The following is a 26,784-nucleotide window of genomic DNA, read 5'->3' as shown; positions in this document are numbered from 1 at the left end:
CCACCATGAAATACCTCATCGCCTCCGACATCCACGGCTCGGCATACTGGGCCGAGCGCCTGGTCGCCGCCATCGAATCCCAGCAGCCCGACCGCATCGTGCTGCTGGGCGACCTGCTCTACCACGGTCCGCGCAACGACCTGCCGCGCGATTACGCCCCCAAGCGCGTGATCCCGCTGCTCAACGCCCTGGCCGACCGTATCATCGCGGTGCGCGGCAACTGTGACGCCGAGGTCGACCAGATGGTCCTCGACTTTCCCGTCATGGCGGACTACGCCACGCTGTTCGACGAGACCGGCCGTGAACTGTTCCTGACGCACGGCCATGTCTTTGGCGCCGGTATGCACAACAGCGTCGACCACGCGCCCGCGCTGCCCGAGGGCTCCGCGCTCGTCTACGGCCATACGCACATCAAGGTCAACGAGGAAAGCGCCGCGCACCCGGGCCTGTGGCTCTTCAACCCCGGTAGCGTGAGCATCCCCAAGGACGGCTCGCACAGCTACGGCATCTACGAGGGCGGCGCGTTCCGCCACGTGGTCATGGAGGAGGAGTAGCCATGGCGCAGCACATGGCTCAGCAAAATGCCGAGGGCTCGCGCGATCTGTCTACGCTGGTAGACGCGTCGACCGAGCTGCAGCATCTGGTGCAGACCATCTGGCGTCTGCGTCAGCCCGATGGCTGCCCGTGGGACCGTGAGCAGACGCACCGCAGCATTGGCAAGAACATGATCGAGGAGGCCTACGAGGCGCTCGACTGCATCGAGGCGGACGACGCGGTTCACCTACGCGAGGAGCTGGGCGACGTGCTCATGCAGGTCGTGCTGCATGCGCAGATTGCTGCTGACGCCGGCGAGTTTACACTGACCGACGTGGCGCGTGATATCGATGCCAAGCTCATCCGCCGTCATCCGCACGTGTTTGGCGATGCGGATGCCGATAACTCCGACGAGGTGCTCAAGATCTGGGACGAGGTCAAGCTTGCCGAGAAGGCTGCCAAGGACAAGGCCGTGGCAGCAGGCGAGGCTGCGCCCGAGGGCCTGCTCGACGGCGTGCCCACGCATCTGCCGGCATTGATGCAGGCGCAGAAGGTGTCGCGCAAGGCAGCGGCCGTGGGCTTTGAGTGGGAGACGGTCCAGGACGTGTGGGACGAGGTCGCCGAGGAACGTGCCGAGTTTGAGGCCGAGGCTCCCGGCTCGCCCGAGCGCGAGATGGAGTTTGGAGACCTGCTCTTTGCCTTGGTCAACGTCGCGCGCAAAGAGGGGATCGACGCCGAGAGTGCCCTGCGCGCCAGCACGGCAAAGTTCCGCCGTCGCTGGGCCGCGATGGAGCAGATGGCGTCCGATGCCCACGTGGATCTTGCCGAGCTTTCGACCCACGGCCTCAACGACCTGTGGGATGCCGCAAAGGCGGAGGAGTAAGACTGCGGGAACGACGGGCTGACACGCCTCATCGTTCCCGCTAAATTTTTCGAAAATCAAGTGTATCCCTCAGCTAACTTAGGGCATAATGCAAAAAGTGCGACATGGCTAACTTACGAAGACGCACCGATGGTGTACGGTCAGCCGGTCGCTTGCATCCACTACGTTTCCAAGTGAGAGGGAGACAACATGAGCGATATTTTGGACGTCTACGGTCGCGAGGTGCTCGACAGCCGCGGCAATCCCACCGTCGAGGTCGAGGTCGTGCTCGAGGACGGCAGCTTTGGCCGCGCAATGGTGCCTTCGGGTGCTTCGACCGGCGCCTTTGAGGCCTGCGAGCTGCGCGATGGCGACAAGGGCCGCTACCTGGGCAAGGGCGTTTCGCAGGCCGTCGAGCACGTCAACAACGAGTGCGCTAACGCCGTCGTGGGCCTCGATGCCTTCGACCAGCGCGCCGTTGATGCCGCGCTGATTGCCGCGGACGGTACCCCCAACAAGACCAAGCTCGGTGCCAACGCCATCCTGGGCGTGTCGCTGGCCGTTGCCCGCGCCGCTGCCGAGTCGGCGGGCCTGTCGCTGTACCAGTACCTGGGTGGCGTCAACGCCCACCTGCTGCCCACACCTATGATGAATATCCTCAACGGCGGCGTGCATGCCGACAACAACGTTGACTTCCAGGAGTTCATGATCATGCCCGTGGGTGCTCCGAGCTTTGCCGAGGGCCTGCGCTGGTGCGCCGAGGTCTACCACACCCTCAAGGGCGTGCTGCACGAGGCCGGCCTGGGCGGCGGCGTGGGCGACGAGGGCGGCTTTGCCCCCAACCTCAAGACCAATGCCGAGCCGTTCGAGTACATCACCAAGGCCGTCGAGAAGGCTGGCTTTAAGCCCGGCGTCGACTTCATGTACGCCATGGACCCGGCCTCGACCGAGTTCTACAACGCCGAGACCGGCATGTACGAGCTCAAGGGCGAGGGCGTTGAGTATACGAGCGCTCAGATGGTCGATTACTGGGAGAAGCTCGTCGACACCTATCCCATCATCTCCATCGAGGACGGCATGGCCGAGGAGGACTGGGACGGCTGGGTCGAGCTTACCCGCCGCATTGGCAATAAGGTGCAGCTCGTAGGCGACGACCTGTTCGTCACCAACACCGAGCGCCTCAAGAAGGGCATCGAGCTGGGTGCCGCCAACGCGATCCTGGTCAAGGTCAACCAGATCGGCACGCTCACCGAGTCGCTCGAGGCCATCGAGACCGCCAAGGAGGCCGGTTACGCCTGCATCGTGAGCCACCGCTCCGGCGAGACCGAGGACTCCACGATCGCCGACCTGGTCGTGGGCGTCAACGCCGGCCAGATCAAGTCGGGCGCCCCGTGCCGCAGCGACCGCATCGCCAAGTACAACCAGCTCATCCGCATCGAGGACGAGCTCGAGGGCAGCGCGCGCTACGCCGGCAAGGCCGCGTTCTACAACATTCGCTAGGCACGCGGAGGTCGCGGGGGCGGGGAAGACTCGGATTTGCCTTGCTCCAGCCGGGCGCTGTTGAGCACCATTGGGCGCTGGGCCATATGGCTCAGCGCCTTTTTTATGTCGAGCAAAGGCTGGCGAAGGCGGTGCGGGCGCTCGTGCTATAACTAAAGGACTTAGCGCAAACAAACCTCAACCGCACAAGGCGCACATGGATCAGATTTACGACAACAGGTACTATTCCGCCGGTTCGCGTGAGCCGTCGCCTCGCCGTGCGCGCACGGTGCAGCTCGGTGGGTCCGCCTACGCCGGCGCCGACCGCTCCATACAGCGCCCGACAAGTACCTCGCGCCCCAATGCTCAAGTGAATACTTCGACAGATGGACCAGTGCGCCCGGCACGTTCGTCGCATGCTCAGCGCTCGTCGGCTCAAACGCACGATAGGTCGAGCAGGCCCTCGAACCGTCTTTCGGGCTCGGACTTTATGCACTACGCCAACGACAACGCGGTGGTCAAGGCGATCTACGACTTTACCCACGGTCCTCAGCGAGGGCTATTCATCGGCATCGTCGTTGCCCTGGTGCTCGTGAGCCTGTATTTCCCCGTGCGCGACCTGTACGTGGCAAAGCGTTCGAGCGATATCTTGGCCAAGCAGGTCGAGATTCGCCAGCAATACAATGATGAGCTGCAAAAAAGCGTCGACAAGCTGCTCTCGGAGGAGGGTATCAAGGACGCGGCATCCGAGGACCTGGGCCTGGTGATGCCCGGCGAGAAGAGGATTGAAGTGCAGGGCCTGGACGGCGATTCGGACTCGTCGTCGGCTGAAAAGAAGTCGTCGAACGCCAAGAAGGCCAGCGAGGTGGCCAAGGAGATCGAAGAAGTCGGCAAGGACGCGCCATGGTACATCCAAGCGCTCGACATGCTGTTTGGGTTTAACGGCGTCGAGGGTCAGACGGTCGTGTCCAACGGCAAATAGCGCCCGGAGGGGAGCTCGCAATGACAAATTGCAAACGATATAAGGTGGCCGCGATCGACCTGGGAACGGTGTCGTCGCGACTAGTGCTAGCGCAGGTCGAGGGCGGGGCGATCGTGGAATCGTCCAAGTATACCGAGATTACCGATCTGGGCGAGGGCGTGGACGCGACGGGCCGCTTTTGCGAGACGGCGGTCGAGCGTGTACTCGCTGCGTGCCGTATGTTTGTGGACGAGGCGCGTACCTTTGGCGCCGCGTGCATCTGCACCACGTGCACGAGCGCCGCGCGCGATGCGTCCAACGCCGCCCTGCTGCTGGACGGCCTGCGCGAGCTGGGTCTCGAGCCACAGGTGATTCCAGGAGAAGTCGAGGCGCGCCTGACGTTTTTTGGCGTGGCGCACGACTTTGCCGGTGAACGCATTATCGTCGCCGATTCGGGCGGCGGCTCCACGGAGCTCGCGACGGGCGTGTACGCGCCGGAGCGCGGGGTCTTTGCGCTGGAGGGAACGCGCTCGCTGGACATCGGTTGCCGTCGCGTGACCGAGCGGTTTTTCTCTGCGCTGCCGCCGTCGACGAACGAGCTTGCGGTTGCCGCCGCGTGGGCGGGCGAGCAGTTCTCCGCCTATTTTGAGGGCCTGCCCAGCGACTTTGAGCGCGCCGAGCGCCTCGTCGCGGTGGGCGGTACCGTCACCACGCTCGTGGCGCTGGTCAACGAACTGGAGCCGTACGACTCGAGCTTTGTGCACCTGCGCGAGCTTTCGATGGAGCAGATCTCGGCCGCCATCGATCGTATATCTACGCTGGATGTGGAGGGTATCGCTGCGCTGCCGGGCGTGCAGCCCAAGCGCGCGGGCGTGATTCTGGCCGGCGCCGTGGTGATTCGCGAGCTCATGCGCGCCGGTGGCTACGATGCGCTCACCGTAAGCGAGAACAGCCTACTCGCTGGCATGGCCGCCACCATCAACGAGGTTCTCGACGGCGCGACTCCCACCATCGCATGGACTCCCAGCCTCAGCGCCCTCTAAATAAGTTGCGGTGAAATACGGACTAAAATCGCCCTTTCGGGCGCCAAACAGTCCCTATTCCACCGCAACTCAACAGCCGGCACCTGGGGACAGTCCTTGCGGGGCGTCCCCACAGCGCCTATGCCAGCTTGTCGATTTGCCCAATCTCCCAAAGCGGAATATTGACGAGCATGCCCTCGTCTCTATATGCCGCCAGGGAGCTCCTCACGCAACGCTCGAGCTTGAATTTTTCGCAGGCTATTTTCAGACTCTTCGCTTTAAGGTTCTCTGCCGCCTTGACCTCAAGCGGAAGCACGGTTCCCGCATGGTCGATGGCAAAGTCGGTTTCGGCATTGCCAGAGGTAGAGGACCAATACGCGGGAGTTTTGTCCTGGAGCAAAAGCTCCTGCGCGACGTATTGTTCGGTCAGCGAACCTTTGAACTCGGTAAAAACAGCGGATCCGTTAAGAACGATGGCCGGAGAGAGACCGGAGAGCGCTCCGAGGATGCCGGTGTCGATGCAGAACAGTTTGAAGCCCGAGAGGTCTTCGTAGCTCGAGAGCGGCGCCTTTAGAGCGGAAACACGTGGCACCTTATGAACGATTCCGTAGTCCGTGAGCCACTGGAGGCTTTCCTCGAAATCGCGTGCGCGCGCTCCGGGGCGAAGGGCGCCATAGACAAACTTCTTGTTCTCTTTGGCAAGCTGGCCGGGAAGGGATTTCCAAACCAACCTCATGCGCTCGATGATGCGGGCGGGTGCATGTTTGCCAAAATCGGATTCGTAAGCCTCGATGATTTGCTGCTGAAGCCTTCGGGCTTCGATGAAGTCGCGTGTCTCGGCGAAAGCGGAGGCAACTTCGGGCATACCGCCGACAACAAGGTATTCCTTGAGCAAGTGTTCGAGCTTTTCGGTAACGTTTGCTAGAAGGTTCATGTCTGCGGCAAGGATGGCGTCGGCGAGCGGGTCGCCGTCGACGGCACGAACGAACTCGGCGAACCCCATGGGACGCATGGTGAGCTGGTCGATTTTGCCGACGGGAAATGACTCGTTTTCGCGTCGGAGCGCGAGGCCCATATAGGAACCGGCTGCTACGATGTGGTATTCGGGTGCAAGCTCGTTGAAGTACTTGAGCGAGGTGATCCCGCGCGGGGCCTCTTGGATCTCGTCGAAGATGATGAGCGTGTCTGCTGGCGTTACAGTTTGGCCACGTAGGAGTTCTATCTGGGAGATGATGCGCTTGGGGTCGAGGTCCCCATCGAACAGCGAGCGTGTGCTCGGCTCGAGCATAAAGTCAAAACGAATGACGTTTCGATACTGCTGGCTTGCGAATTCGTTAAGAAGCCAAGTCTTTCCTGTCTGGCGGGCTCCCTTAAGCAAGAGAGGTTTGCGATTCGTCCTTGATTTCCAAGCGATAAGTTCGCTCATAAGCTGTCGCTGCATATTGCCTCCCAACCCTCTCGGCTAGTATAAGGCCATTTGGGAGTTTCCATCGGAAAATGTGGGAGACAACCACGTTTTTCCATCGGAAAATGTGGGAGACAACCACGTTTTTCCATCGGAAAATGTGGGAACACCAACCTAAGTCGCGGTGGAATAATTCCTAAATGGGCTGGTAAACTGCCAAAACAGGAACTATTTCACCGCAACTTAGAGCCCCGCCGGCGTGTAAAAGAAACGAGCCCGCATCCCTTGGGGACACGGGCTCGAAAGCTCCATATGGTAGGGGCGGTGGGACATCCGCGCATTTGCTGCGCAAATACGCACCGGCTTCGGCCGCCTGTCGGCGCCCTCGCCGGCTCGCTACGGACGCTGCGCGTCCGCTTAACGCTCGCCCCCTCGCGGGTTCGAGTCCCACCGGCATCTAAAAGAAGCGAGCCCGCATCCCTGGAGAACACGGGCTCGCAAGCAATCACATGGTAGGGGCGGTGGGACTCGAACCCACAATCCTTGCGGCGAGAGATTTTAAGTCTCCTGCGTATGCCAATTCCGCCACGCCCCCGTGAGACTAGAAGTCTAGCACAAGCCGTCCGTTACGCGTTGACGGCCATCGAGTGTTGGCCCGACTTCTCCAGGAACTCTTGGAACTTTGCCTCGTCGCCCTTGTTTTGATACTGCAGGGCCAGCAGGTACTCCAGTCGGCAGCGCTTGACCGGGTCGTCGCCGACATCCTCGAGCATGCGCTCCAGCTCGGGAATGTCGTTGTGGCGCTTGAGGATCATCGTGTCGTACATCAGCTGGCATTCGTGTGCGACCGCCTCGGCCTGACCGCCCTCAAAGCCCTTGATCTCGTGCAGAAGCTCCTTGGACTTTTTGCGGTCCTCCTGGCCAACGTAGTAGTTAAAGGCTTTGATCACCAGGTCGACGCGCTGCATCTTGGGGAGGTTGAGCCCCAGCAGCAGGTCGAACATCTCGCTGGCACGCTCGTGGTCCTCGCGCAGCAGATAGGAGTTCAGACGCAGGTAGTCGCGGTTGTAGCGCGGGTACAGCATGCTGGTGAGTTTGCCGTCGAGCAAACGATCGAACTCGTCCCACTGCTTGGCGGCCATCAATTGCTGCAGGCGTTTAAACGTGGTGCGTTTTTTGACGCTAAAGAACACCGACACGGCGATGCAGATGATAACGACGGCGGTCCAGAGGGTGCGGGAATCGGGCATATTAGGGTCCTTAGTCGCTCATAAAGCGAGCGGTATGACAACACGTACTAGATGTATTATACGCAGCGCGCAAGCAAACTGGCATAAAAGCTCATCGAGGCCGAGTGCCATCGCTCGCTGCGGTACACTTACCTAAAGTAAACCATGAAGGGAGACATTACCTATGAAGAAGATCGTTTTGGCTTGCGGTGCTGGCGCTGCTACTTCCACGCTCGTTGCCCAGAAGGTCGCTACCCTGCTCGACGCCAACGGTTATGCCGACAAGTACGAGATCGTGCAGTGCGCCATCTCCGAGGCCAAGGATTACTGCGACGAGGGCGCTGACCTGCTGATCGCCACCACCGTTGCCCCCGAGGGCCTCACCTGCCCGTACGTGAGTGGCGTGCCCTTCATGACCGGCATGAACCGCGTTGCCGCCGAGAAGGCCGTTCTCGACGTCATGGCTCAGTAGGCGCTGACTGCATGAGTGAGCAGAACGCCAACCCGGTAGAGCTCTTTGGTATGCGCGTTGCCCATGTGGGCATTAACGCCACCGACCCGGCAGACGCCCTGGAGATCGCGGAGCTGTTCTCGACGATGATGGGCCTGCCCGTCATCGAGACCCCGGTTTCGTACTTCAACGATTCGCTGGTCGAGATCATGAAGCAGAACGGTCGTGGCACCAAGGGCCACATCGGCTTTGCCGTTAACGACATCGATGCAGCTGAGAAGTGGTTTGCCGAGCGCGGGCTCGAGGTCAACGAAGAGTCGCGCGCGCTGCTGCCCGACGGTGGTACCAAGCTCGTGTACTTTAAGCGCGAGTTCGCCGGTTTCGCCGTGCACCTGTGCCGCGAGTAGCGCACAAGCTGCCATAGCTGGCAAAAAGGGATAGGGCCGCGTGGCCCTATCCCTTTATTTATGCCGAGGGGCTTCCTATCGTGGCAGGCGAATCGTAAAGCGGCTGCCGACCCCTTCGACCGAGGTCACACCGATGACGCCGCCGTGGCTGTCGACGATCCACTTGGCGATCGCAAGCCCCAGACCCGAACCCTGTGCGCCGGCATCGCGCGCGTTGTCGGCACGGTAGAACCGCTCGAACGCGTGAGCTGCGGATTCCTGGTTCATGCCGATGCCCTCGTCCTCAACACTTATGTCGATCGTGCCCGCGCCCGCATCTGGCGTTATGCCAAATGTGACGGTCGTTCCCGCATCCGAGTACTTGGCGGCGTTTTGCACGATCACGCGCAGAGCCTGCTTCACGAGCGCCACGTCGACGGGCGCGTCGCAGCGCGGGTCGCTGACAAGCGCAGCGTCAAAGGCCAGCCGATACGTGTGCTCGGTATCGATCATCTGCGATTCCTCGCATACCTCGTCGACCAGTGCGGCAAGGTTGGTATTTGCGCGCCGCAGGACCGTGCGCCCGGCATCGCCGCGCGCCAAAAACAGCAGCTGCTCCACGAGCTCTTGCATGTGCTCGCTTTCGGCCTTGAGGGACGCGATAGATTCTGCCAGCACGTCCGGGTCGTCTTTGCCCCAGCGATCGAGCATGTTTACGTAGCCCTGAATCACCGCGATGGGCGTGCGCAGCTCGTGGCTCGCATCGTTGACAAAGCGCATTTGCTGCAGTTTGGCCTCTTGCATCTGGCGCAGTAGGCGGTTGAGTGCAACCTCGATGCTTGCCAGGTCGGCGTCGCCGGTAGTGACGCTCGGCGAGTCGACGCTTGCGCGCTCGATGGCCTGCTCCAGTGTTTCCATCTTGCCGCCGGAGAGCTGCATACGGCCGAGCTCGTCCACGCGCAAGGCCAGGTCGTTGAGCGGTGCCATGGTGCGGCGCACGCGACGGGCGCCGCCGAGCATGTCGAGCACGCTGATGACCTGCCAACCCACAACGACAAGGTAGAGAGGCCATAGCGCGACGAGGTCCTGCGCGAGGGGGAAAGTCTTGGTGGTACGCGCAAGCTCGACGGTATAGGTGAGCGTTGCCAGGTCCCAGCCGCGCGCAGGCGCCAGCGACATGCCGTGAACGGCGACGCCGGGGATCCATCCTGCGGTAAACGCGCCGTCGGGCAGTATCTGGTTGTATCCATAGACGAGGATCGCCGCCGCAATCGCCATCAGCAGCAGATCGAGCCAGACGTAGCTCATCAAGCGGCGCCACATATAGCTCCAGTTGATGGCGCGGGCGATGGATGTGACGCGCTTGGCCTCGGCGTTACGCGCGGCAGACATAGCCCACCCCACGCACGGTCTGGATGATGCGGGCGCCGCCGGCGTCCTCGATCTTGGCGCGCAGGTGCGCGATGTGCACGTCGACGTTGTTGGTGTCGCCCACGTATTCGTAGCCCAGCGCCTCGTGCGCGATGCGCTCGCGCGTGAGCACGGTGCCGGCGTGCGCCATAAGCAGGGCGAGGACGTCGAACTCGCGGGCAGTGAGCGCGATGGGCGAGCCGCCGACCGTGACTTCGCGGCGGTCGGGATCGAGCGCGACCGAACTCACGGTGAGCGCGGCGGGGGAGGGCGAGGCGGATGCCTGGGTCGAGTCGCCAGCCGGGGGTATCGCAGCGGCGCCCGTAGCGCCCGTCCCGGCCCCAACGCCGCCAACGCCCGAAGCCGCCCGCACGGCCTCCGAGCGCTTCAACGCCACGCGGATCCGTGCGAACAGCTCCTCAATCGCAAACGGCTTGGTCAGGTAATCGTCGGCGCCGGCATCGAGCCCGGCCACCTTGTCCATCACGGCATCGCGCGCGGTGACCATGATCACCGGTACATCCTTGTGCTTGCGGACGCGTCGCAGCACCTCCATGCCGTTGAGCTGCGGCAACAGCACGTCGAGCAGAATCAGATCGTAGTTGCGCTCCAGCGCCAGGTCCACGGCGGTGCGGCCGTCGGCGGCGTGCTCCACCTGGTAGCCCTCGTGCTCCAGCTCGAGCGTCACAAAGCGGGCGATTTTCTCCTCGTCCTCTACGATCAGGATCCGTGCCATGCGTGCCCCCGTCTGAGATTACTTGTCGTCGTTGAGATTTTGCTTGATGTCGTCCGCGGCATCGGCAGCGTGATTCATAAGGTTGTTGATGCTGCCGGGTACGTCGCCGTCGCTATCGATGCGGTAACGCATGCCAAAGAACAGGCCAATCAGCATCAGCCATATCGTGGCGCCCCAGGCAAACAGCGCGACGATGGGGATCAGGATGGGAATGTTGAGGATGATCGCGTCGCGGCGCGTGGCGATAAACTTGGTGTCCAGGCTCAGGCGGAAGAGCTTTTTGAGGTACTCCCACACGCTGTCCATCTTCTTGGAGAAGTCGGTCTTTTCGCTCGACTTCTCGTAGGCGGCCTGCGCGGCGACCATCTCGGCTGAGGGCTCATCGACTGGCGCGGACTCGGTGGCGGCGTGCGCCGACGTGGTCTGGGTCTTGCCCTGCGACTCGAGCCAAATGATGGCATCCAAGACGTTGCCGTCGGCGGCGTCGAGCGCGGCCTTGGCATCGGTGTAGCTCACGTTGCACTTGGTGCGGATGGTTTCAACTTTTTCGAGGTCGTCCATGACCTGTTCCTTTCGTTCGATGGGCGCGACGCCGGGCGAGTTGCCCGGGCGCGAGCGTTGCGTTCGGCGGTCTGCGTTGCGCGGCGCCGCCCCGTCCTTGGTCGAACTCTATAGTGCAGGTTATAGATTAAGCGATTCTTGAGCCAAGATTAACGTTGGATGAGTTTTTGGGTGGCGGTGGGAAAAGTATTAGACCTCGATAGCGGGGGATGTGGTGCCGGTGCAAAACGGCGTCAAAGGTTGGTCGAGCAGGCGGTTTCTCCATTGATGTCCGCACGGCATGGGACACTTACCCTGCCGCCCTGCTCTGCCGCGGCGGCATGTACCCAAACAACGACCCTCTAAGGAGTTCGATACCAATGAGCGATAACACCAAGCATCTCGCAAAGAAGTGCGTCAAGGACGCGGGGCCGTGCCTCGCGTTGTGCCTTGCCGGCGCAGCGGTCGCGCTGCTGGCTGTTCTGGGGCCATTCGACGTGCTCCGAAGTGCCAGTTCTCTGCACGTTTGCATGGCCCTTGCCGGCGCCATGATGACCGGCGGCGTGCTCGATCTGGTTTTTTGGGTGCTTGACCCGTTTGGATGGAAGAACGAAGGGTAAGCCCTAAGGGATGGAAGGGCTGGAACGGTTGGCTTAGTGATCGTGCAGAATGTGGGCTAGCGACTTACAGGGAAGTGGTAATCCGATGACGGTCTATGTAACAGGCGATATTCATGGCGGCGCTGACATGCAAAAGCTCCGCGATTGGGAGCTTGGGGATAGCCTGGCGAGCGACGACTATCTCATCATCGCGGGCGACTTTGGCTTTCCCTGGGACTTTTCTACCGAGGAATGTGCCGATATTGCTTGGCTGGAGTCGCGCCCCTACACCGTGCTGTTTGTCGACGGCAACCACGAGCGTTTCGATCACTGGGCGGAACGCCCCATGGAGTTGTGGCACGGTGGGCTGACGCAGCGCCTGTCGGATACCTCGCCCATACGGCGCCTGACGCGCGGCGAGGTTTTTGAGCTCGACGGCTCAACGGTCTTTACCATGGGCGGCGCCACGAGCGTGGACAAGGAATACCGCATTCCGTATTCCAGCTGGTGGCCGCAGGAGCTGCCGGACGAGCGCAACTTTGAGGAGGCGCGGGCAAAGCTCGACAGCGTGGGCTGGACGGTCGACTACGTGATCACTCACACCTGCTCTACGCGCATGCTTTCGTCCACGCTTTATCCAGCGTCCGGCTGGAATTGCCCCTCCGTTGATCGGCTTACGGCATTTTTCGATGAGCTGGAAGACCGCTTGGACTACAAGCGCTGGTACTACGGGCATTTTCATCGGGATACCAACCCGGCCGAGCGTCACACCGTGCTCTACGACTGCATCGTTCGCTTGGGCGACGAACTCCAGCCCTGGGATGTTGCGTAGAGGCGGGGTGGCTGGCTACTCGACCGTTACAGTGATGTTCTCCCGATGCGCGCGGATGACGTTCCAGCTAAAGTGCTCGACCAGCTGCTCGGCAGAGCGCGGTGTGGCGTCCGGCGCGATGCCTGTTTGCCCGGCGAGCCATCCCAGCAGCGCCTCGGGCGTGCCAAAGCGGGTACGGAGCTCGCCCAGGTCTAGGTCGCGGTCGCGCTTGGAAAGGCGGCGGCCGTCCGGTGACATGAGCAGCGGAATATGTGCGTAGTGCGGTGTGGGAAGTTCCAGCAAATGCTGCAGGTAGATTTGGCGGGGCGTGGAGCCCAGTAGATCGCATCCGCGCACGACCTCGGTGACGCCCATGGCAGCGTCGTCGACCACTACGGCTAGCTGGTAGGCAAAAGCGCCGTCGCTGCGGCGCACCAAAAAGTCGCCGCACTCGGTGGCGAGTGCCTCGCATTGGGCTCCGTACGTGCGGTCAACGAATTCGATCACGTCGCCGGCGAGGTCGTCGACGGCGGGCACGCGCAGGCGCGTGGCGGGAGCGCGCAGGGCACTGCGGCGGGCAACCTCCTCGGCAGAAAGGCCTCGGCAGGCGCCGCGGTAGATGGGCGTGCCGTCGCTGGCGTGCGGCGCGCTTGCGGTGTGGAGCTCGGCGCGCGTGCAAAAGCAGGGATAGGTGAGGCCGGCGTCTTGCAGCTGGTGCAGGGCGTCCTCGTACAAGTCCAGGCGATCGTGCTGGTAGTAGGGGCCTTCGTCCCACTCAAGCCCCAGCCAAGCTAGGTCGTCGATCAATTGGGCGGCAAGTTCCGGGCGCTTGCAGCGATCGTCCAGGTCCTCGATGCGCAACACGATGCTGCCGCCCTGGCTGCGGGCCGAAAGCCACGCACACAGGCAACTGAACACGTTGCCCAGGTGCATGCGGCCCGAGGGCGACGGGGCAAAGCGGCCCACGACGGGCGCGAGGGCGGGGGCGAGCTTGCTGTTGGACGCCGTCGACGTGGCCACGGCGTGTGTTGCTATGTTGCATGCGTTGATATCCATGCGGACGAGTATAGCGCGGGGTGAGGTGGGGGGGGGGCGTCGTCGATGCTCGCGAGTTGCCGAGGCTGCGTGTTGTGCGCGGCGGGCACCGCTCAACACCTCGATTACCGCCCCAAGCTCAGCCCCTTCAACCCCTCAAACGACAGAAACCCCGGCAGCTCTTCGCAACTGCCGGGGTTTCCGCGGAAAAGGGGGACATGATCCTCAAGCGAACGGCAAAGGGGCAAACCGTTTTCGCTCAACTGCTTTATGCCCCTCGCTCGCCAGCTTAATCGGCTTACGCCGCGGCAACACAAAGCCGCTACACCTGTGACGGAGCTATGAAGTGGTATCTATTGCCGGAGCGGGCTATGCCAAGGAGTGTTCCAGATTGCCGGCAGATAAGGAATGTCCCCAGGTGCCGGCCGCGGGCGTGACTTTCATCCCGTTTGGCGCTCCGGTCGCCTAGATGTTCGTCATGCGTACCCGCAAACGTGGGACAATGGCGCTGTTGGTTTTACAGACAAAGGATGTGCCTATGAACACCCTCGCCGCCAAAGTCAGCCGGCAGCGCCGCCTGTTTGCGCGATTTGCTTCCGTCTGCGCACTCGTCGCGCTTGCATTGCTGCTACTGCCCGCCGCCGCACACGCCGACGGTTATTCCATGACCCAAACCTACATCAGCGCCACGGTCGAGGCCGATGGATCGCTGGCCGTTGTCGAGGGACGCCAGTTTGATTTCGACGACGACATCAACGGCGTGTTTTGGGAGATCAATACGGGCACCAACCAGCAGGGCGGCACGGCGGACGTTGACGTGCTGAGTGTCGAGGAAGAGGACACCGCGTTTAACAAAGTCGATAGCGCGAACAAGGGCGATTCTGGCGTCTACACGGTCGAGCAGGCCGGTGACGGCGTAAGGATTAAGGTGTTCAGCCCCCACGAGAGCGGCGACAGCGCGATCTATTACGTGAGCTACACCATGACCGGTGCGGTTATGAACTGGGCCGATACCGCCGAGCTCTACTGGAAGTTCGTGGGCGACGGCTGGTCTGCGGATTCCGACGATGTCGAGATGGAAGTGCGCTTCGCAAATGCCGCTGCCGGGACGGCGGCCGTCAAAGGCGATAACTTCCGCGCATGGGGCCACGGTCCGCTGGCGGGCGACGTGTCGCTCGATGAGGACGAGCCCATGGTCACCTATACCATTCCCTGCGTGCATCAGGGCGAATTCGCCGAGGCACGCATCGCCTTCCCCAGCGACTGGGTGCCGCAGCTTGCCGTCTCGGGCGAAGAGCGCATGTCAACGATCCTGAGCGAAGAGAAGGAATGGGCCGACGAAGCTAACGCCCGCCGCGCTCACGCTCGCATGATTGCCAATGCACTTGCCGTGCTAAGTGTTGTTGCGGCGGTGGCCTTTACCGGCACAATCGTTATGCTCAAGCTGCGCAAGCGCAAGCCCAAGCCGCTTTTCCAGGACGAATATTTCCGCGATGTGCCCTCGGCCGACCATCCCGCCGTGCTTTCGGCCCTCATGAGCTGGAACGAGGTGCCCGATCAGGCATATATCGCCACGCTCATGAAGCTCACTGACGACCGTGTGATCAAGCTGGAGCAGGCGACCGTGACCAAGGCCAAGAAGGGTCTGTTGGGGCGTGAAAAAGAAGAGCAGACGTATCGCGTGACGGTGAGCGATGCGGGCTGGAAGTCGGCCAAGGGCATTGACCACATGGTGCTCAAGGTCTTCTTTGCCGGTGCTAAGCCTGACGAGAACGGCGATCGCTCGCGCACGTTTGACGAGCTGCAGCACTACGTCAAGCAGCACGCTACACCCGTGGGTGATAAGCTCGAGGACTATCAGAACACCGTTAAGGGCAAGCTGGCCGATAGCGAGTACGTTGCCTCGGACGGCATTGTTGCAATGGTGTTTTGCCTGGTTCTTGGTATCCTGGTTGCCTTTGTTCCCGTGGGATCCATCTTCTTTACCGATGGCGCACAGGCGAACATTATCGCCGCGGTTATCTCGGTGCCGATTGTGCTGGTGGGTATTGGCGTGGGCCTTACGTTCCGCCGCTTTACGCCGGAGGGCGCCGAGGTGGCGGCTCGCTGCAAGGCGCTTAAGCATTGGCTCGAGGACTTCACGCGTCTAAAGGAAGCCGTCCCCGGCGATTTGGTCCTATGGAATAAACTTCTGGTGATGGGCGCGGCGCTTGGCGTTTCGAAGGAAGTCCTGCGTCAGCTTGCCGAGGCCGTGCCTGCGGACCTGCGCAACAGCGACGATTTCTACGACAATTACCCCTGCTACTGGTGGTACTACCATCACTACGGAAACCAGTCTCCGCTCGATTCATTCGATGACGTGTATCACGAGAGCATCCGTGAGCTGGCTTCGAGTTCCGATAGCTCGAGCGGTGGCGGTGGCGGCGGCTTCTCGGGCGGCGGAGGCGGCGGCGTCGGCGGAGGCGGCGGCGGAACGTTCTAGCGAGCGCTTGCTTTGGGGTGGATCTTTCTGGGCGGTTGCCAGGGAAGATTCATCCCATTTTTGTGCATCGAAACGGGCCATGCTTTCCGCTGCGGACCTTCGCGCAAGGGGCAGTGGGCAAAAAATGCCAAATATGAGTACTGTTGCCTAGATTGTCACATTTGTTTGTATTAAAAATGGACTCCCGAACGAGATTATTTCTCGTTAGGAGTCCATTTTATTGTACATTTGGGGAGATACGTTAGTTCATCCAACGCGTCGAGACGTCTAAGAGACCCGAAAAAGCCGAATTGCGCTGCTACTAAAAAGGTAACAGTACTCATATTTGATGTTTTTTGTCCACAGCCATTTGTAACCCCTCAGATAGCGACCTTAAGAAGGGCTTTGTCGGTCGTTTTGATCAAGACTGTCCCCAACGACTAGTCCTTCTGCCGCCGCCAAGGAGTGTCCCGGGGTGCCGGCACAAAAGGAGCGTCCCTAAGTGACAGGTTTAGGCTGTTAGGTCGAGTTCGTAGAGGAAACTTTCGCGCGGCATGTCGTGACGGCGCTCTTCGCGGTTGGCGCGGTGCGTGGCCGTGCGCTTAAAGCCGTGCAGCTCGTAGAACTTCCACGAGCAGTTGGAGTCGGTGTACAGGTGCGCCCTCGTCGCTCCAAGCGAGGACAGGTGCGAGACCGCGGCGTCGAGCAGAACCGTGCCAACGCCCAGGCCATGGACATCGCGATCCACGGCAAGCAGCGTGACCTCGTTGTCGTGCGGCAACGGGCTGCTTTCGAGCAGGCGGTTGTTGGTTCGGATGGTTGCACGCACAAACGAGAGATACTCGGCGCAGGCATCAGGCTCCAGCTCACGCATCTGCGATAGCAGCGCGCGTTCGGTATCCATCCAATGTTCGTTGATAGTGACGCCGGAGTTCTGTCCTGCGCGTGCAAGTGCAATGCCGCGCGCCTCGCCGTCAATCACCGCTACCTGCGAAAACGTCGATGACGAAAGGCAATAGGCGAGGTCGCATGCGGCTTCAAGGCGGTTGTACTCATCGTTATCCGAATTGTTATGCCAAAGTTGCTGCAGAATCAGCGCGATGGCGTCGAAGTCTTCGGTATCAAACGGTCGGTAGAGAACCCGCGAGACCATGGTGCCTCTTTCTTTTGCGGATGCATATCGAGCACAGTTCTACCACGCCATTGGCATCAAATTATGGTGCCCCTGTGTTCCATGAACTCACCGTGCCCGGTGCCGTGCCCATCCCCTCCGCTCGCAAACTTTTTCTGCATATGCGCCCGTTGCGGGATGCATCGATGCGCTCGATGCGCTACATTAAATCAGTATTTTCAATGCCGCTGCGCGAGCGCTGCAGATCGACGTATCACCGACTCACAGAGCACGGCGGCGTACCAGACAGGAGGACTGTATGGGATCTGATGTGAAGATCGCACGCGCGTTGATCTCGGTTACCGATAAAACGGGTGTCGTCGATTTCGCACGGACGCTGGTCGATGACTTTGGCGTCGAGATCATCTCTACGGGCGGCACGGCTCGTGCCATCGAGGACGCGGGCGTTCCCGTAACCCCCATCGAGGAGTTCACGGGCTATCCCGAGATGATGGACGGCCGCGTTAAGACCCTGCACCCCAAGGTTCACGGCGCGCTGCTGGCCCGCCGCGATTCCGAGCAGCACATGCAGGAGGCCGCTCAGCACGGCATTAAGCTGATCGACCTGGTCGTCGTCAACCTGTACGAGTTCGAGAAGACCGTTGCCAACCCCGAGGTCACCTTTGCGGACGCCATCGAGCACATCGACATCGGTGGCCCCTCCATGCTGCGTTCTGCCGCCAAGAACGCCACGAGCGTTACCGTCATTTCCGACCCTGCCGACTATGATGCCGTCCTGGCCGAGATGCACGAGACCGGTGGCTGCACCACGCTTTCCACCCGTCGTCGCCTGCAGGTGAAGGTCTACCAGACCACCGCCGCCTACGACACGGCTATCTCCCGTTGGCTTGCCGCCCAGGCAAGCGACGTGGCGGATACCTCTGCCAAGCTCGAGATCTCGTTGGAGAAGGTCGACGACCTGCGCTATGGCGAGAATCCTCAGCAGAAGGCTACGGTCTACCGCTTTGCCGAGGGCTGCGAGAACACCGCGAGCTCGCAGTTCCCGCTCGTTGGCTCCGAGCAGATCCAGGGCAAGCCGCTCAGCTACAACAACTATCTGGATGCCGATGCCGCTTGGAACCTGGTCCGCGAGTTCGACGAGCCGGCCTGCGTGATCCTCAAGCACCAGAACCCCTGCGGTTCTGCCGTTGCCGAGGACATCACGGCCGCCTACGACCGCGCTTTTGCCTGCGATCCCAAGAGTGCCTTTGGCGGCATCATCGCCTGCAACCGCGAGGTTCCCTATGAGCTGGTCGAGCACTTTGCCGATCAGAACAAGCAGTTCGTCGAGGTCATCATCGCCCCGAGCTACACCGACGAGGCGCTCGAGCGCATGGCCAAGCGCCCCAACCTGCGCGTGCTGGCCACCGGCGGCGTGGACCACGGCGCCCAGGTGGAGCTGCGCTCCATCGACGGCGGCATGCTGGTGCAGGAAGTCGACCACGTGACCGAGGATCCCGCGACCTTTACGTTCCCCACCGACCGCAAGCCCACCGACGCCGAGATGGCCGAGCTCGAGTTTGCCTGGAAGGTCTGCAAGGGCGTTAAGTCCAACGCCATCCTGGTCTCCAAGGGCAAGGCCGGCATTGGCATGGGCCCGGGTCAGCCTAACCGCGTTGACTCTGCGCTGCTTGCCTGCGAGCGCGCCGAGGACTTCTGCGAGCGCGAGGGCGTGGAGAAGGGCGGCTTTGCCTGTGCAAGCGACGCGTTCTTCCCGTTCCGCGACAACGTCGACGTGCTTGCTGCACACGGCGTGACCTGCATCATCCAGCCCGGCGGCTCCAAGCGCGACGACGAGAGCATCCAGGCTTGCAACGAGCATGGTATTGCGATGGTCTTCACGGGGGCCAGGCATTTCCGTCACTAAGTTTCGCCCCGGGACAAAATAATCTCTGCAAAAGACGGTCGCTCCGTTTGGAGGGCCGTCTTTTTGGTATAAGAGGACGGAATGACTAACACGAAAGGTATGACCATGCCCCAGATTGATGATGCCGAGCTGTTTGGCAATGCCGAGGATCAGCGTGCGTACGAGGACTTTTGCGCCAATCAGGAGGCGGTCGAGAAGTTTACGCTCGACAAGCCCGCGCTTGTCTGCCGTTGGCGCATGTCCAATAAAAAGGTGCCCATGCTCAACCGCCACATTCGCGCACTGTCCGAGCGCTTGGTGCAGGGCGAGCCGCTTACCCATAACATGCTCAGCTGGGCCAAGCAGCACGTTGAGTGGTCGCTAGCCGAGGGCGACTATACCGCGCACGATGGCGTGCTCATGCTGGTGATCGACGTTAACGGCAACGCCGCCATGACGGTGGGGGAGTACGAGCCGCTAACCGATACGTCGGCTAAGGCGCTACGTGCCCGCTCCGCCGAGGCCCGCTCCGAGGCCGACGAGACCGGCGTGGCGCCCGAGCTGCTCGCCGCCGTCGGTAACGGCGAGCTTGCCTTTGTGGCGCCGGCGGACGAGTGCCTGTGCGGCACGGCGACGCTCATTGAGCAGCTGGCCCAGACCAAGGGCATCCCGGTCACGCGCGTAGACATTCCCGCGCAGCTCAAGGGCGCGCTGTTCCTGGTGAGCGACGAGCACGGCGTGGTTCCCGCAACCGAGACGGACGCTGCGGAGGCCGACGCCGCCACGGTCGCCTTCTTTGCCGACGGCTACGAAAAGCTCCGCGCCCGCCGCTAAATGATTTTTCTGGGACGGGGATTAAAAACTCATTTTGGTCTCCGTTTCCGTCGCGAGCGTGAGGCGGACAAAACGCCCCCGCTTGCGAACAGTTCTGTCACCTTGGTGCCGCGCGAGGCGCGCACCTGCGGCTCCGCGGTCATAATGGGGCAAGACAACCAAGAGGGGAGCGGAATCCATGGCGCTGATCTATGTCGTTGAGGACGACGAGCCCATTCGTCGTGAGCTTATCGACATCCTTGCCCGCGCCGGGTTTGAAATCGAGGCCTGCGAATCGTTTGAGCATGTCTCGCGCGATATTCTCGCCGCCGCGCCCGACCTGGTGCTGCTCGACCTCACACTTCCCGTCAAGGACGGCCAGCATATCTGCCACGAGGTTCGCCGCGAATCCGAGGTTCCCATTATCGTCCTCACGTCGCGCACGACCGAGATCGACGAGGTCATGGCCATGACGCTCGGCGCGGACGACTTTGTTCCCAAGCCCTACAGCGCCCGTGTGCTCGTGGCGCGCATCAACGCACTGCTGCGTCGCACCGCGGCGGCAGGCGAGCGCAGCACACTTGTCCACAAGGGGCTGGAGCTCGACCTCGCCCGCTCCATGGTTACCAACACGCAAACCGGCACTAGCACCGAGCTCACCAAAAACGAGCTGCGTATCCTCTCACTGCTTCTGAGCCGCGCGGGCAAGATTGTTTCGCGCTCGGCCATCATGCAGGACCTGTGGGACTCCGACGCCTTCGTGGACGACAATACGCTCACCGTCAACATCAACCGCCTGCGCACCACGCTCGAAAAAATCGGCATCAAGGGGTATTTGACAACGCACCGCGGCCAAGGCTATTCGGTCTAGGGGCCGGCTATGTCGTTTGGCAAGTTCTTTAAAGACGCGCTGCTTCCCGTCGCCGTGTGGACGTGCGGCGTGCTGCTGAGCTGCTTTGTGCTGACGGTCGCCGGTGCACCCGTCTCTATCGTGGTCGTGGCGGTCGGCGTGTCCTTTATCTTTGGCATGCTCGGCATCGTGATCGAATACGCGCGCCGTCGTCGTTTTCTGCGCCAGCTGGAGCGTGCGGCAGAGGAGCTCGAGAGTCCCGCATGGGTGCAGGAGATGGTGCAATGCCCGACCTATGCCGAGGGCGAGCTCGAGTACGAGGTCTTGCGCCGGGTGGGCAAAGCCGCCTGCGACGAGGTTGCCGAAGGCCGGCGTCAGACCGATGACTATCGCGACTATATCGAGAGCTGGGTCCACGAGGCCAAGCTGCCCCTGGCGGCGGCCCATCTGATTTTGGAAAACCTGGACGGTAGCGAAGACGACCTGTCGCGCGTGGACGATCTGGCACGCGAGCTTGCCCGCGTGGAGCGCTATATCGACCAAGCTCTGTACTATGCGCGCTCGGAAGTCGTGGAGCGCGACTACCTGATTCGCCGCTGGGATCTCAAGACCTTGGTGACGGGCGCGATTAAAGCCAACGCGCGCGAGCTTATCGCGGCGCACGTGGCTCCGGTGTGCGAGAACCTCGACTTTGAGGTCTTTACCGACGAGAAATGGCTCGAGTTTATTCTGGGCCAGCTCATTCAGAACAGCATTAAATATGCGCGTGAGGACGGCGCAAAGATCGTGTTTTCGGGTGCGTTGCTGGACGAGGGTCTGGCGAGCGAGCGCATCGAGCTTACCGTCGCGGACAACGGCTGCGGCGTGTGTGCGGCAGACCTGCCGCGCGTGTTCGAGAAGGGCTTTACCGGCGACAACGGCCGCACCACCAAGCGCGCAACGGGCATCGGCCTCTACCTGGTGGCGCGCCTGTGCTCCAAGATGGGCATCGACGTCACCGCGGCATCCGACTCCGGCAAAGGCTTCGTCGTAACATTCGCCTTCTCAACCAACAAGTTCCAATACTTCGAGTAACGCACACGGCAAACGCCCGTCCAAACAAAATGTGCCGCCCCAAACGGGGCGGCACGCCATTTTTCCATCAGATAACTCGTTGAAGTAAGGCTGCGAAGGCCGCGGGGCCGGGAGGGGTTTCCTAAGGGCACATCCCGCAGCCGCAACGCGGCGAGGACGTGCCCGTGGAAACCCCGCAGGCCCCGCGGCCGGTGGGAGCAACGCTACTTTACGACCAAAATGTCGCAGTCCGTGTTGCGCAGCAGGAACGTCGAAATCGAACCCAGCAGCGCATACTTGATCGAGGACAGGCCGCGGGCGCCGCAGAGCACCAGGTCGGGCTTAACCACGTCGAGCATCTCGTCCTTGAGCGTCTCGCGAATACGGCCGGCGCGAATCATGACCTCGACCTCGGGAATATCGGGATTGGCCTTGGCCTCTTCGAGCTGCTTGGCGATGGAGTTCTTAAATGCCTCCTCTAGGCCGTTGACCAGATCGACCGGATAGGAACCGGCGCTCTCGAGCGCCGTGGAATCGATAACGTGGCCGATGATTAGCTTGGCGCCGTTGTTCGCGGCGACCTTGATGGCGCGTGCGAGCACAAAATCCTGCTGCTCAGTACCGTCGAGTGAAACAAATACCTTGGTGTAGCCCTCGTTCATGGTTTCCTCCTTGGTCTATCGCACGGGCGCGGGGCTCGTGCATCGGGCGGGCGCGGGCGCGTTGGCCGCCGGACACTTTATCTTGTTGCAGTTATACCCAAGGATTTGGGTTTGACCACTCGCAATTCTGTGAACGGGCGAGTTTTTTGGTAAGGGTAGGCGTAGACGCGCCCGAACGGTTGATAATGGGACATCGCCCGCACCGTCCGCAGAACAATATCGGCGGGTGTCTAACGAGGGGGTCCCTTTGGATATTATCGAGCTTCTAAAATCTGCCTTCATGGGCCTGGTCGAGGGCATCACCGAATGGCTGCCTGTTTCGTCGACCGGTCACATGATCTTGGTGGACGAGTTCGTCAAGATGAACGTGAGCGAGACGTTCTGGAATATGTTCCTGGTCGTGATTCAGCTCGGCGCCATTCTGGCCGTCTGTGTGCTGTTCTTCCATGAGCTCAATCCGTTCTCGCCCAGCAAGGGCAAGGAGGGCCGTCGCGACACCTGGGTGCTGTGGGGCAAGATTGTGCTCGGCTGCATTCCCGCCGCGGCGATCGGTCTGCCGCTTAACGACTGGATGGAGGAGCATTTCTACAATGCTCCCGTCGTGGCGCTGGCGCTCATTGTGTACGGCGTGCTGTTTATCGTGATCGAGAACTGGCGCGCGAGCAAGCGCGAGGAAATGGCCGTTGCCGGTTCGTTTGGTTCGCGTGCTGTGGTGTCGGGTGGACGTCCCGCCGGTGCGCACTTTGCGGCGCCCGCCGCGGCTACCGCTGAGGATGAGGACGATGACGAGGATCTGGACTTTGGTTCCATCACCACGCTCGAGGACCTGAGTTGGAAGACCGCACTGGGCATCGGATGCTTCCAGGTGCTCTCGCTGATTCCGGGCACGTCGCGCTCCGGTTCCACCATCATCGGCGGCCTGCTTTTGGGCTGCACGCGTTCGGTGGCGTCCAAGTTTACGTTCTTCCTGGCCATCCCTGTCATGTTTGGCGCGAGTGCGCTCAAGCTGGTCAAGTATTTCATCAAGGGCGGTACGTTCGGTGCCAACGAGGTCGCCATCCTGGGCGTGGGCTGCGTTGTGGCCTTTGTGGTTTCGCTCATCGCTATCAAGTGGCTCATGGGCTTCGTCCGCCGTCACGACTTCAAGTGCTTCGGCGTCTACCGCATCGTTCTGGGCATCGTGGTGCTTGCGTACTTCTTCGTCTTGGAGCCGATGCTCGGCCTCTAACTTAGTCGACGCTGCGCGGCGGTCAGGGCGACAACTTGTCATTCAAAGGGGGCGGCATGACCAAAAGGTCTATGCCGCCCCCTTTTCATGCCAATTTGTTCGCCCTGACCGTCGCTCGCTGCTGCTGCCATGACATCGGTGGTTTCGTGATTGTCAATAGATTGGTGCAAAGTAACCTGACCCCATTGCGCCAAATCCGCTGGGCGGGCCCGATTGTGGCGGACGGAGTCGTGGTGTGATTTGCGTCGGTGTCCGCGCGGCTCGGTATACTGGTACGGCTCAAACTATGGCGCCGCCCGCAGGCGCGCCGTCCGTCAGATGAGGAGTCGCCCATGACCCAGCCCTTGCCCTGGGAAAAGAACGCCGCGGTACCCGTGCCGCCCACGCCGGGACCCGTGCCGCTCAATGCATACACCGCCCCCGCTGCGCCGGAGCCCGAGCTCGTTCCGCTCGACATCTACGACGCTCCCGCGCCGGCACCCAAACCCGCCAAGCCGCTCGTCGACCTCGACAGCCTTAATCCCGCCCAGCGCGAGGCGGTCCTGACCACCGAGGGTCCGTTGCTGGTCCTTGCCGGCGCCGGCTCGGGCAAGACCCGCGTCTTGACCTTTCGCATCGCACATATGCTCGGCGACCTGGGCGTTAAGCCCTGGCAGATCCTTGCCATCACGTTTACCAACAAGGCCGCGGCCGAGATGCGCGAGCGTCTGGCGGCACTCATCCCCAGCGGTACCCGCGGCATGTGGGTGTGCACCTTCCATGCTATGTGCGTGCGCATGCTGCGCGAGGACGCCGACCTGCTGGGCTACACCGGCCAGTTCACCATCTACGATGACGATGACTCAAAGCGCATGGTGCGTGACATTATGCAGGCGCTCGGCATCGAGCAAAAGCAGTTCCCCATCAACATGATCCGCAGCAAGATCAGTTCGGCCAAAAACGCCATGATCGGCCCCGAGGACATGCTCAAATCCGCCGACAGCCCCAACGACAAAAAGGCCGCGCAGGTCTACTTGGAGCTGGAACGCCGCCTGCGCGCCGCCAACGCGATGGACTTCGACGACCTGCTCGTGCGCACGCTCGAGCTGCTGCGCACCCGCCCCGAGGTGCTCGATAAGTACCAAGAGCGCTTCCGCTACATTAGCGTCGACGAGTATCAGGACACCAACCACGTCCAGTACGAGATCGCCAACCTGCTGGCCGCCAAGTACCAAAACCTCATGGTCGTGGGCGACGACGACCAGTCCATTTATAGCTGGCGTGGTGCCGACATCACCAATATCCTGGACTTTGAGAAGGACTTTAAAGACTGCAAGACCGTTAAGCTGGAGCAGAACTACCGCTCTACTGGTCATATCCTGAGTGCCGCCAACGCCGTGGTGCGCCATAACTCGCAGCGCAAGGACAAGCGCCTGTTTACGGCCGAGGGCGATGGCGAGAAGATCCAGGCCTTCCAGGCAAGCGACGAGCGCGACGAGGGCCGCTGGATTGCCGGCGAGATCGAGAAGCTGCACTCCAAGGGCACGAGCTACGACGATATCGCCGTGTTCTATCGTACCAACGCCCAGTCGCGCATTCTCGAAGATATGTTCCTGCGCGCGGGCGTGCCCTACAAGATCGTGGGCGGCACGCGGTTCTTCGACCGTGCCGAGATCCGCGACGTCATGGCCTACCTCAAGATGATCGTGAACCCGGCTGACGAGATGAGCGTCAAGCGCGTCATCAACACACCTCGCCGCGGCATCGGTTCCACCTCGATTCAAAAAATTGAGCAGCTGGCGCGCGACAACCGCTGCTCGTTCTTCCAGGCCTGCGAGATCGCGTGCGCCGAAACCGGCATGTTTAGCGCCAAGGTGCGCAATGGCCTGTCGAGCTTTGTGTCGCTGGTGCGCGAGGGCCGTCGCATGGATGGCGAGCTCAAGGACGTCGTCGAGATGATTGTCGACAAGACGGGCCTGCTGCAGGCTTTCCGCGCCGAGGGCACCATGGAGTCCGAGAGCCGCGCCGAGAACATCCAGGAATTCCTGGGCGTTGCGGCCGAATTTGAAGAGACACACGAGGATATCGAGGGTACGCTTGAGAGCTTGGAAGAGCTGCGCGCGGCTGGCGTTGCCGATGTGCCTGCCGACGCTGAGCCCGAGCCCGTTGTGGTGAGCGCGCCTGCGCCCGAGCCGGGACCGTCCGCGCCCGCGTCCTCGTTTGAGGCGCTGGTCGGCGCGCGCGATGCCGCAGGTTCCAATCCGCTCGATAGCCTAGCCGCCCCGGCGCTCTCGCCGCAGGATGCTCTGGCCGCCGCCATCGCGGGCAACGCATATGCCGCGTCGACGGAGATGCCGGCGGGTGCCGTGCATGCCGACGAGATCGAGCGCACCTACGGTCCGCTCACCTGTAAGGCGCTGCCGGCGCTCATGGAGTGGCTGGCCCTGCGCTCCGACTTGGATTCTCTGGCCGGCGAGACGCATGCCATTACCATGATGACCATCCACTCCGCCAAGGGCCTGGAGTTCCCGGCGGTGTTCGTGGCCGGCATGGAGGAGGGTATCTTCCCGCACGTGCACGACTTTGGCGGCAGCGATGACCCGGGTAAGCTCGAGGAGGAGCGTCGCCTGGCCTACGTCGCCATCACGCGCGCCCGTAAGCGCCTGTTCTTGACCTATGCGGCCACGCGTCGCACCTACGGCTCGACCTCTGCCAACCCGCGTTCGCGCTTCCTCAACGAGATTCCGTTTGAGGATATCGAGTTTAGCGGTATCGGCTCTGCCGGCTTTGAAGGCACGGGCTGGGAGAAGCGCGGCGACCGTCACGGCACCTTTGGCTCGGGCATGGGCTCGGATATGTATGGCGGCAAGGTGTTCGGCTCGCATACGCGCTCGACCGGCGGTTCCGGTTCGCGCGGCGGATCGAGCTTTGACGATTTCTTTGGCGGCAGCAGCTACGGGACCGAACGCCATCGTGGGGTCTCGCCCAATGCCGGCCGTGTTGCCTCGACCTTTGGTTCGGGCGCGCCGCGAGCCAAAAAGCCGTCGTCCAAGGTGTCGCCGACGGTGGAGCGCAAGGTCGATCGCGCCAGCGCATCGCAGGACTTTGCCGCGGGCGATACCGTGAGCCACAAGACCTTTGGCACGGGTACCGTGATCTCGGTCGCCGGAGACATGATTGAGGTTCAATTCGAAAAGACCGGCCAGACCAAAAAGCTAATGAAGGGCTTTGCACCGATCGTCAAGCTGTCGTGATCCCGGC

General features: G+C 61.7%; 24 protein-coding genes and 1 tRNA gene. 16 read left to right on the top strand and 9 right to left on the bottom strand.

Features of this window, described 5'->3' with window-relative positions; genetic code table 11:
* Window positions 1-5 precede the first annotated feature (5 nt).
* The 5 genes from yfcE (at window position 6) to PMX60_RS04525 (ending at window position 4,879) form a co-directional block, all read left to right on the top strand.
* The gene (yfcE, locus tag PMX60_RS04545) at window positions 6-554 is read left to right on the top strand and encodes a phosphodiesterase (RefSeq protein ID WP_271747043.1); all 549 of its coding nucleotides are present in this window, start codon (window positions 6-8) and stop codon (window positions 552-554) included.
* Window positions 555-556: 2 nt separating this feature from the next.
* Window positions 557-1,417 carry a nucleoside triphosphate pyrophosphohydrolase gene (gene mazG / locus PMX60_RS04540; RefSeq protein ID WP_271747042.1) on the top strand — a complete coding sequence of 287 codons (861 nt, stop codon included), beginning with the start codon at window positions 557-559 and terminating at the stop codon, window positions 1,415-1,417.
* Between the two features lie 189 nt (window positions 1,418-1,606).
* On the top strand, window positions 1,607-2,896 hold the full coding sequence (gene eno, locus PMX60_RS04535) for a phosphopyruvate hydratase (RefSeq protein ID WP_117564903.1): 1,290 nt from the start codon (window positions 1,607-1,609) through the stop codon (window positions 2,894-2,896).
* A 196-nt stretch (window positions 2,897-3,092) separates the two neighbouring features.
* Complete coding sequence (locus PMX60_RS04530; protein WP_230308442.1) at window positions 3,093-3,857, top strand: hypothetical protein; 765 nt, start codon at window positions 3,093-3,095, stop codon at window positions 3,855-3,857.
* 20 nt (window positions 3,858-3,877) lie between these two features.
* The gene (locus tag PMX60_RS04525) at window positions 3,878-4,879 is read left to right on the top strand and encodes a Ppx/GppA phosphatase family protein (protein ID WP_271747041.1); all 1,002 of its coding nucleotides are present in this window, start codon (window positions 3,878-3,880) and stop codon (window positions 4,877-4,879) included.
* A gap of 118 nt (window positions 4,880-4,997) precedes the next feature.
* Here PMX60_RS04525 and PMX60_RS04520 read toward each other — a convergent pair whose 3' ends face one another.
* The 3 genes from PMX60_RS04520 to PMX60_RS04510 all read right to left on the bottom strand — a co-directional run bounded on the left by PMX60_RS04520 (window position 4,998) and on the right by PMX60_RS04510 (window position 7,513).
* Window positions 4,998-6,299 carry an ATP-binding protein gene (locus PMX60_RS04520; protein WP_271747039.1) on the bottom strand — a complete coding sequence of 434 codons (1,302 nt, stop codon included), beginning with the start codon at window positions 6,297-6,299 and terminating at the stop codon, window positions 4,998-5,000.
* A gap of 474 nt (window positions 6,300-6,773) precedes the next feature.
* Window positions 6,774-6,858, bottom strand: a tRNA-Leu gene (locus PMX60_RS04515).
* Window positions 6,859-6,889: 31 nt separating this feature from the next.
* Window positions 6,890-7,513 (bottom strand): hypothetical protein, encoded by a 624-nt coding sequence (locus tag PMX60_RS04510; protein WP_006235902.1) that lies wholly within the window; start codon window positions 7,511-7,513, stop codon window positions 6,890-6,892.
* Between the two features lie 163 nt (window positions 7,514-7,676).
* Here PMX60_RS04510 and PMX60_RS04505 point away from each other — a divergent pair, with 163 nt between their 5' ends.
* Window positions 7,677-7,964 (top strand): PTS sugar transporter subunit IIB, encoded by a 288-nt coding sequence (locus tag PMX60_RS04505; RefSeq protein ID WP_006235903.1) that lies wholly within the window; start codon window positions 7,677-7,679, stop codon window positions 7,962-7,964.
* 11 nt (window positions 7,965-7,975) lie between these two features.
* On the top strand, window positions 7,976-8,350 hold the full coding sequence (locus tag PMX60_RS04500) for a VOC family protein (RefSeq protein WP_055310391.1): 375 nt from the start codon (window positions 7,976-7,978) through the stop codon (window positions 8,348-8,350).
* A 75-nt stretch (window positions 8,351-8,425) separates the two neighbouring features.
* Here PMX60_RS04500 and PMX60_RS04495 read toward each other — a convergent pair whose 3' ends face one another.
* The 3 genes from PMX60_RS04495 to PMX60_RS04485 are packed head-to-tail and all read right to left on the bottom strand — an operon-like array spanning window position 8,426 to window position 11,036.
* A complete protein-coding gene (locus PMX60_RS04495; protein ID WP_271747038.1) occupies window positions 8,426-9,721 on the bottom strand; it encodes a sensor histidine kinase in 1,296 nt (431 codons plus the stop codon).
* Window positions 9,705-10,475 (bottom strand): response regulator transcription factor, encoded by a 771-nt coding sequence (locus tag PMX60_RS04490; protein ID WP_195232729.1) that lies wholly within the window; start codon window positions 10,473-10,475, stop codon window positions 9,705-9,707. The genes PMX60_RS04495 and PMX60_RS04490 overlap by 17 nt, the downstream gene beginning before the upstream one ends.
* Window positions 10,476-10,493: 18 nt before the next feature.
* Window positions 10,494-11,036, bottom strand: a complete 543-nt coding sequence (locus tag PMX60_RS04485) for a UBA domain-containing protein (RefSeq protein WP_022093856.1) — start codon at window positions 11,034-11,036, stop codon at window positions 10,494-10,496.
* A gap of 359 nt (window positions 11,037-11,395) precedes the next feature.
* Here PMX60_RS04485 and PMX60_RS04480 point away from each other — a divergent pair, with 359 nt between their 5' ends.
* Both PMX60_RS04480 and PMX60_RS04475 read left to right on the top strand, forming a co-directional pair.
* Complete coding sequence (locus PMX60_RS04480; RefSeq protein WP_196033640.1) at window positions 11,396-11,635, top strand: hypothetical protein; 240 nt, start codon at window positions 11,396-11,398, stop codon at window positions 11,633-11,635.
* A gap of 85 nt (window positions 11,636-11,720) precedes the next feature.
* Window positions 11,721-12,446, top strand: coding sequence for a metallophosphoesterase family protein (locus tag PMX60_RS04475; RefSeq protein ID WP_055310396.1), 726 nt, complete (start codon window positions 11,721-11,723; stop codon window positions 12,444-12,446).
* Window positions 12,447-12,461: 15 nt separating this feature from the next.
* Here the strand turns inward: PMX60_RS04475 and gluQRS are convergent, their stop codons facing one another.
* Window positions 12,462-13,481 (bottom strand): tRNA glutamyl-Q(34) synthetase GluQRS, encoded by a 1,020-nt coding sequence (gene gluQRS, locus PMX60_RS04470; RefSeq protein ID WP_271747037.1) that lies wholly within the window; start codon window positions 13,479-13,481, stop codon window positions 12,462-12,464.
* A 517-nt stretch (window positions 13,482-13,998) separates the two neighbouring features.
* Here gluQRS and PMX60_RS04465 point away from each other — a divergent pair.
* Window positions 13,999-15,942: a DUF2207 domain-containing protein gene (locus PMX60_RS04465; RefSeq protein ID WP_271747036.1), complete on the top strand. Its 1,944-nt coding sequence runs from the start codon at window positions 13,999-14,001 to the stop codon at window positions 15,940-15,942.
* Window positions 15,943-16,432: 490 nt separating this feature from the next.
* On the opposite strand, the gene PMX60_RS04460 is transcribed toward PMX60_RS04465, so the two are convergent.
* Window positions 16,433-17,074 (bottom strand): GNAT family N-acetyltransferase, encoded by a 642-nt coding sequence (locus PMX60_RS04460; protein ID WP_148332653.1) that lies wholly within the window; start codon window positions 17,072-17,074, stop codon window positions 16,433-16,435.
* Between the two features lie 277 nt (window positions 17,075-17,351).
* Here PMX60_RS04460 and purH point away from each other — a divergent pair, with 277 nt between their 5' ends.
* The 4 genes from purH (at window position 17,352) to PMX60_RS04440 (ending at window position 21,675) form a co-directional block, all read left to right on the top strand.
* A complete protein-coding gene (gene purH, locus PMX60_RS04455; RefSeq protein ID WP_055310400.1) occupies window positions 17,352-18,959 on the top strand; it encodes a bifunctional phosphoribosylaminoimidazolecarboxamide formyltransferase/IMP cyclohydrolase in 1,608 nt (535 codons plus the stop codon).
* 81 nt (window positions 18,960-19,040) lie between these two features.
* Entirely contained in the window at window positions 19,041-19,772 is a 732-nt protein-coding gene (locus PMX60_RS04450) for a hypothetical protein (RefSeq protein WP_271747035.1), read from the top strand.
* Window positions 19,773-19,950: 178 nt separating this feature from the next.
* Window positions 19,951-20,622 carry a response regulator transcription factor gene (locus PMX60_RS04445; protein WP_215693267.1) on the top strand — a complete coding sequence of 224 codons (672 nt, stop codon included), beginning with the start codon at window positions 19,951-19,953 and terminating at the stop codon, window positions 20,620-20,622.
* A 9-nt stretch (window positions 20,623-20,631) separates the two neighbouring features.
* Window positions 20,632-21,675 carry a sensor histidine kinase gene (locus PMX60_RS04440; RefSeq protein ID WP_271747034.1) on the top strand — a complete coding sequence of 348 codons (1,044 nt, stop codon included), beginning with the start codon at window positions 20,632-20,634 and terminating at the stop codon, window positions 21,673-21,675.
* A 203-nt stretch (window positions 21,676-21,878) separates the two neighbouring features.
* Here PMX60_RS04440 and PMX60_RS04435 read toward each other — a convergent pair whose 3' ends face one another.
* Window positions 21,879-22,316: a universal stress protein gene (locus PMX60_RS04435; protein ID WP_006235921.1), complete on the bottom strand. Its 438-nt coding sequence runs from the start codon at window positions 22,314-22,316 to the stop codon at window positions 21,879-21,881.
* 247 nt (window positions 22,317-22,563) lie between these two features.
* On the opposite strand from PMX60_RS04435, the gene PMX60_RS04430 reads away from it, so the two are divergent.
* Window positions 22,564-23,544 carry an undecaprenyl-diphosphate phosphatase gene (locus tag PMX60_RS04430; RefSeq protein WP_271747033.1) on the top strand — a complete coding sequence of 327 codons (981 nt, stop codon included), beginning with the start codon at window positions 22,564-22,566 and terminating at the stop codon, window positions 23,542-23,544.
* A gap of 332 nt (window positions 23,545-23,876) precedes the next feature.
* On the top strand, window positions 23,877-26,777 hold the full coding sequence (locus PMX60_RS04425; RefSeq protein ID WP_271747032.1) for an ATP-dependent helicase: 2,901 nt from the start codon (window positions 23,877-23,879) through the stop codon (window positions 26,775-26,777).
* The last annotated feature ends 7 nt before the right edge of the window (window positions 26,778-26,784 follow it).

The organism is Collinsella aerofaciens (assembly GCF_028206995.1).
Classification (GTDB): Bacteria; Actinomycetota; Coriobacteriia; order Coriobacteriales; family Coriobacteriaceae; genus Collinsella; species Collinsella aerofaciens_AQ.
Note: the sequence above shows the minus strand (reverse complement) of the source record. Positions and strands in the feature narration are given on the sequence as shown.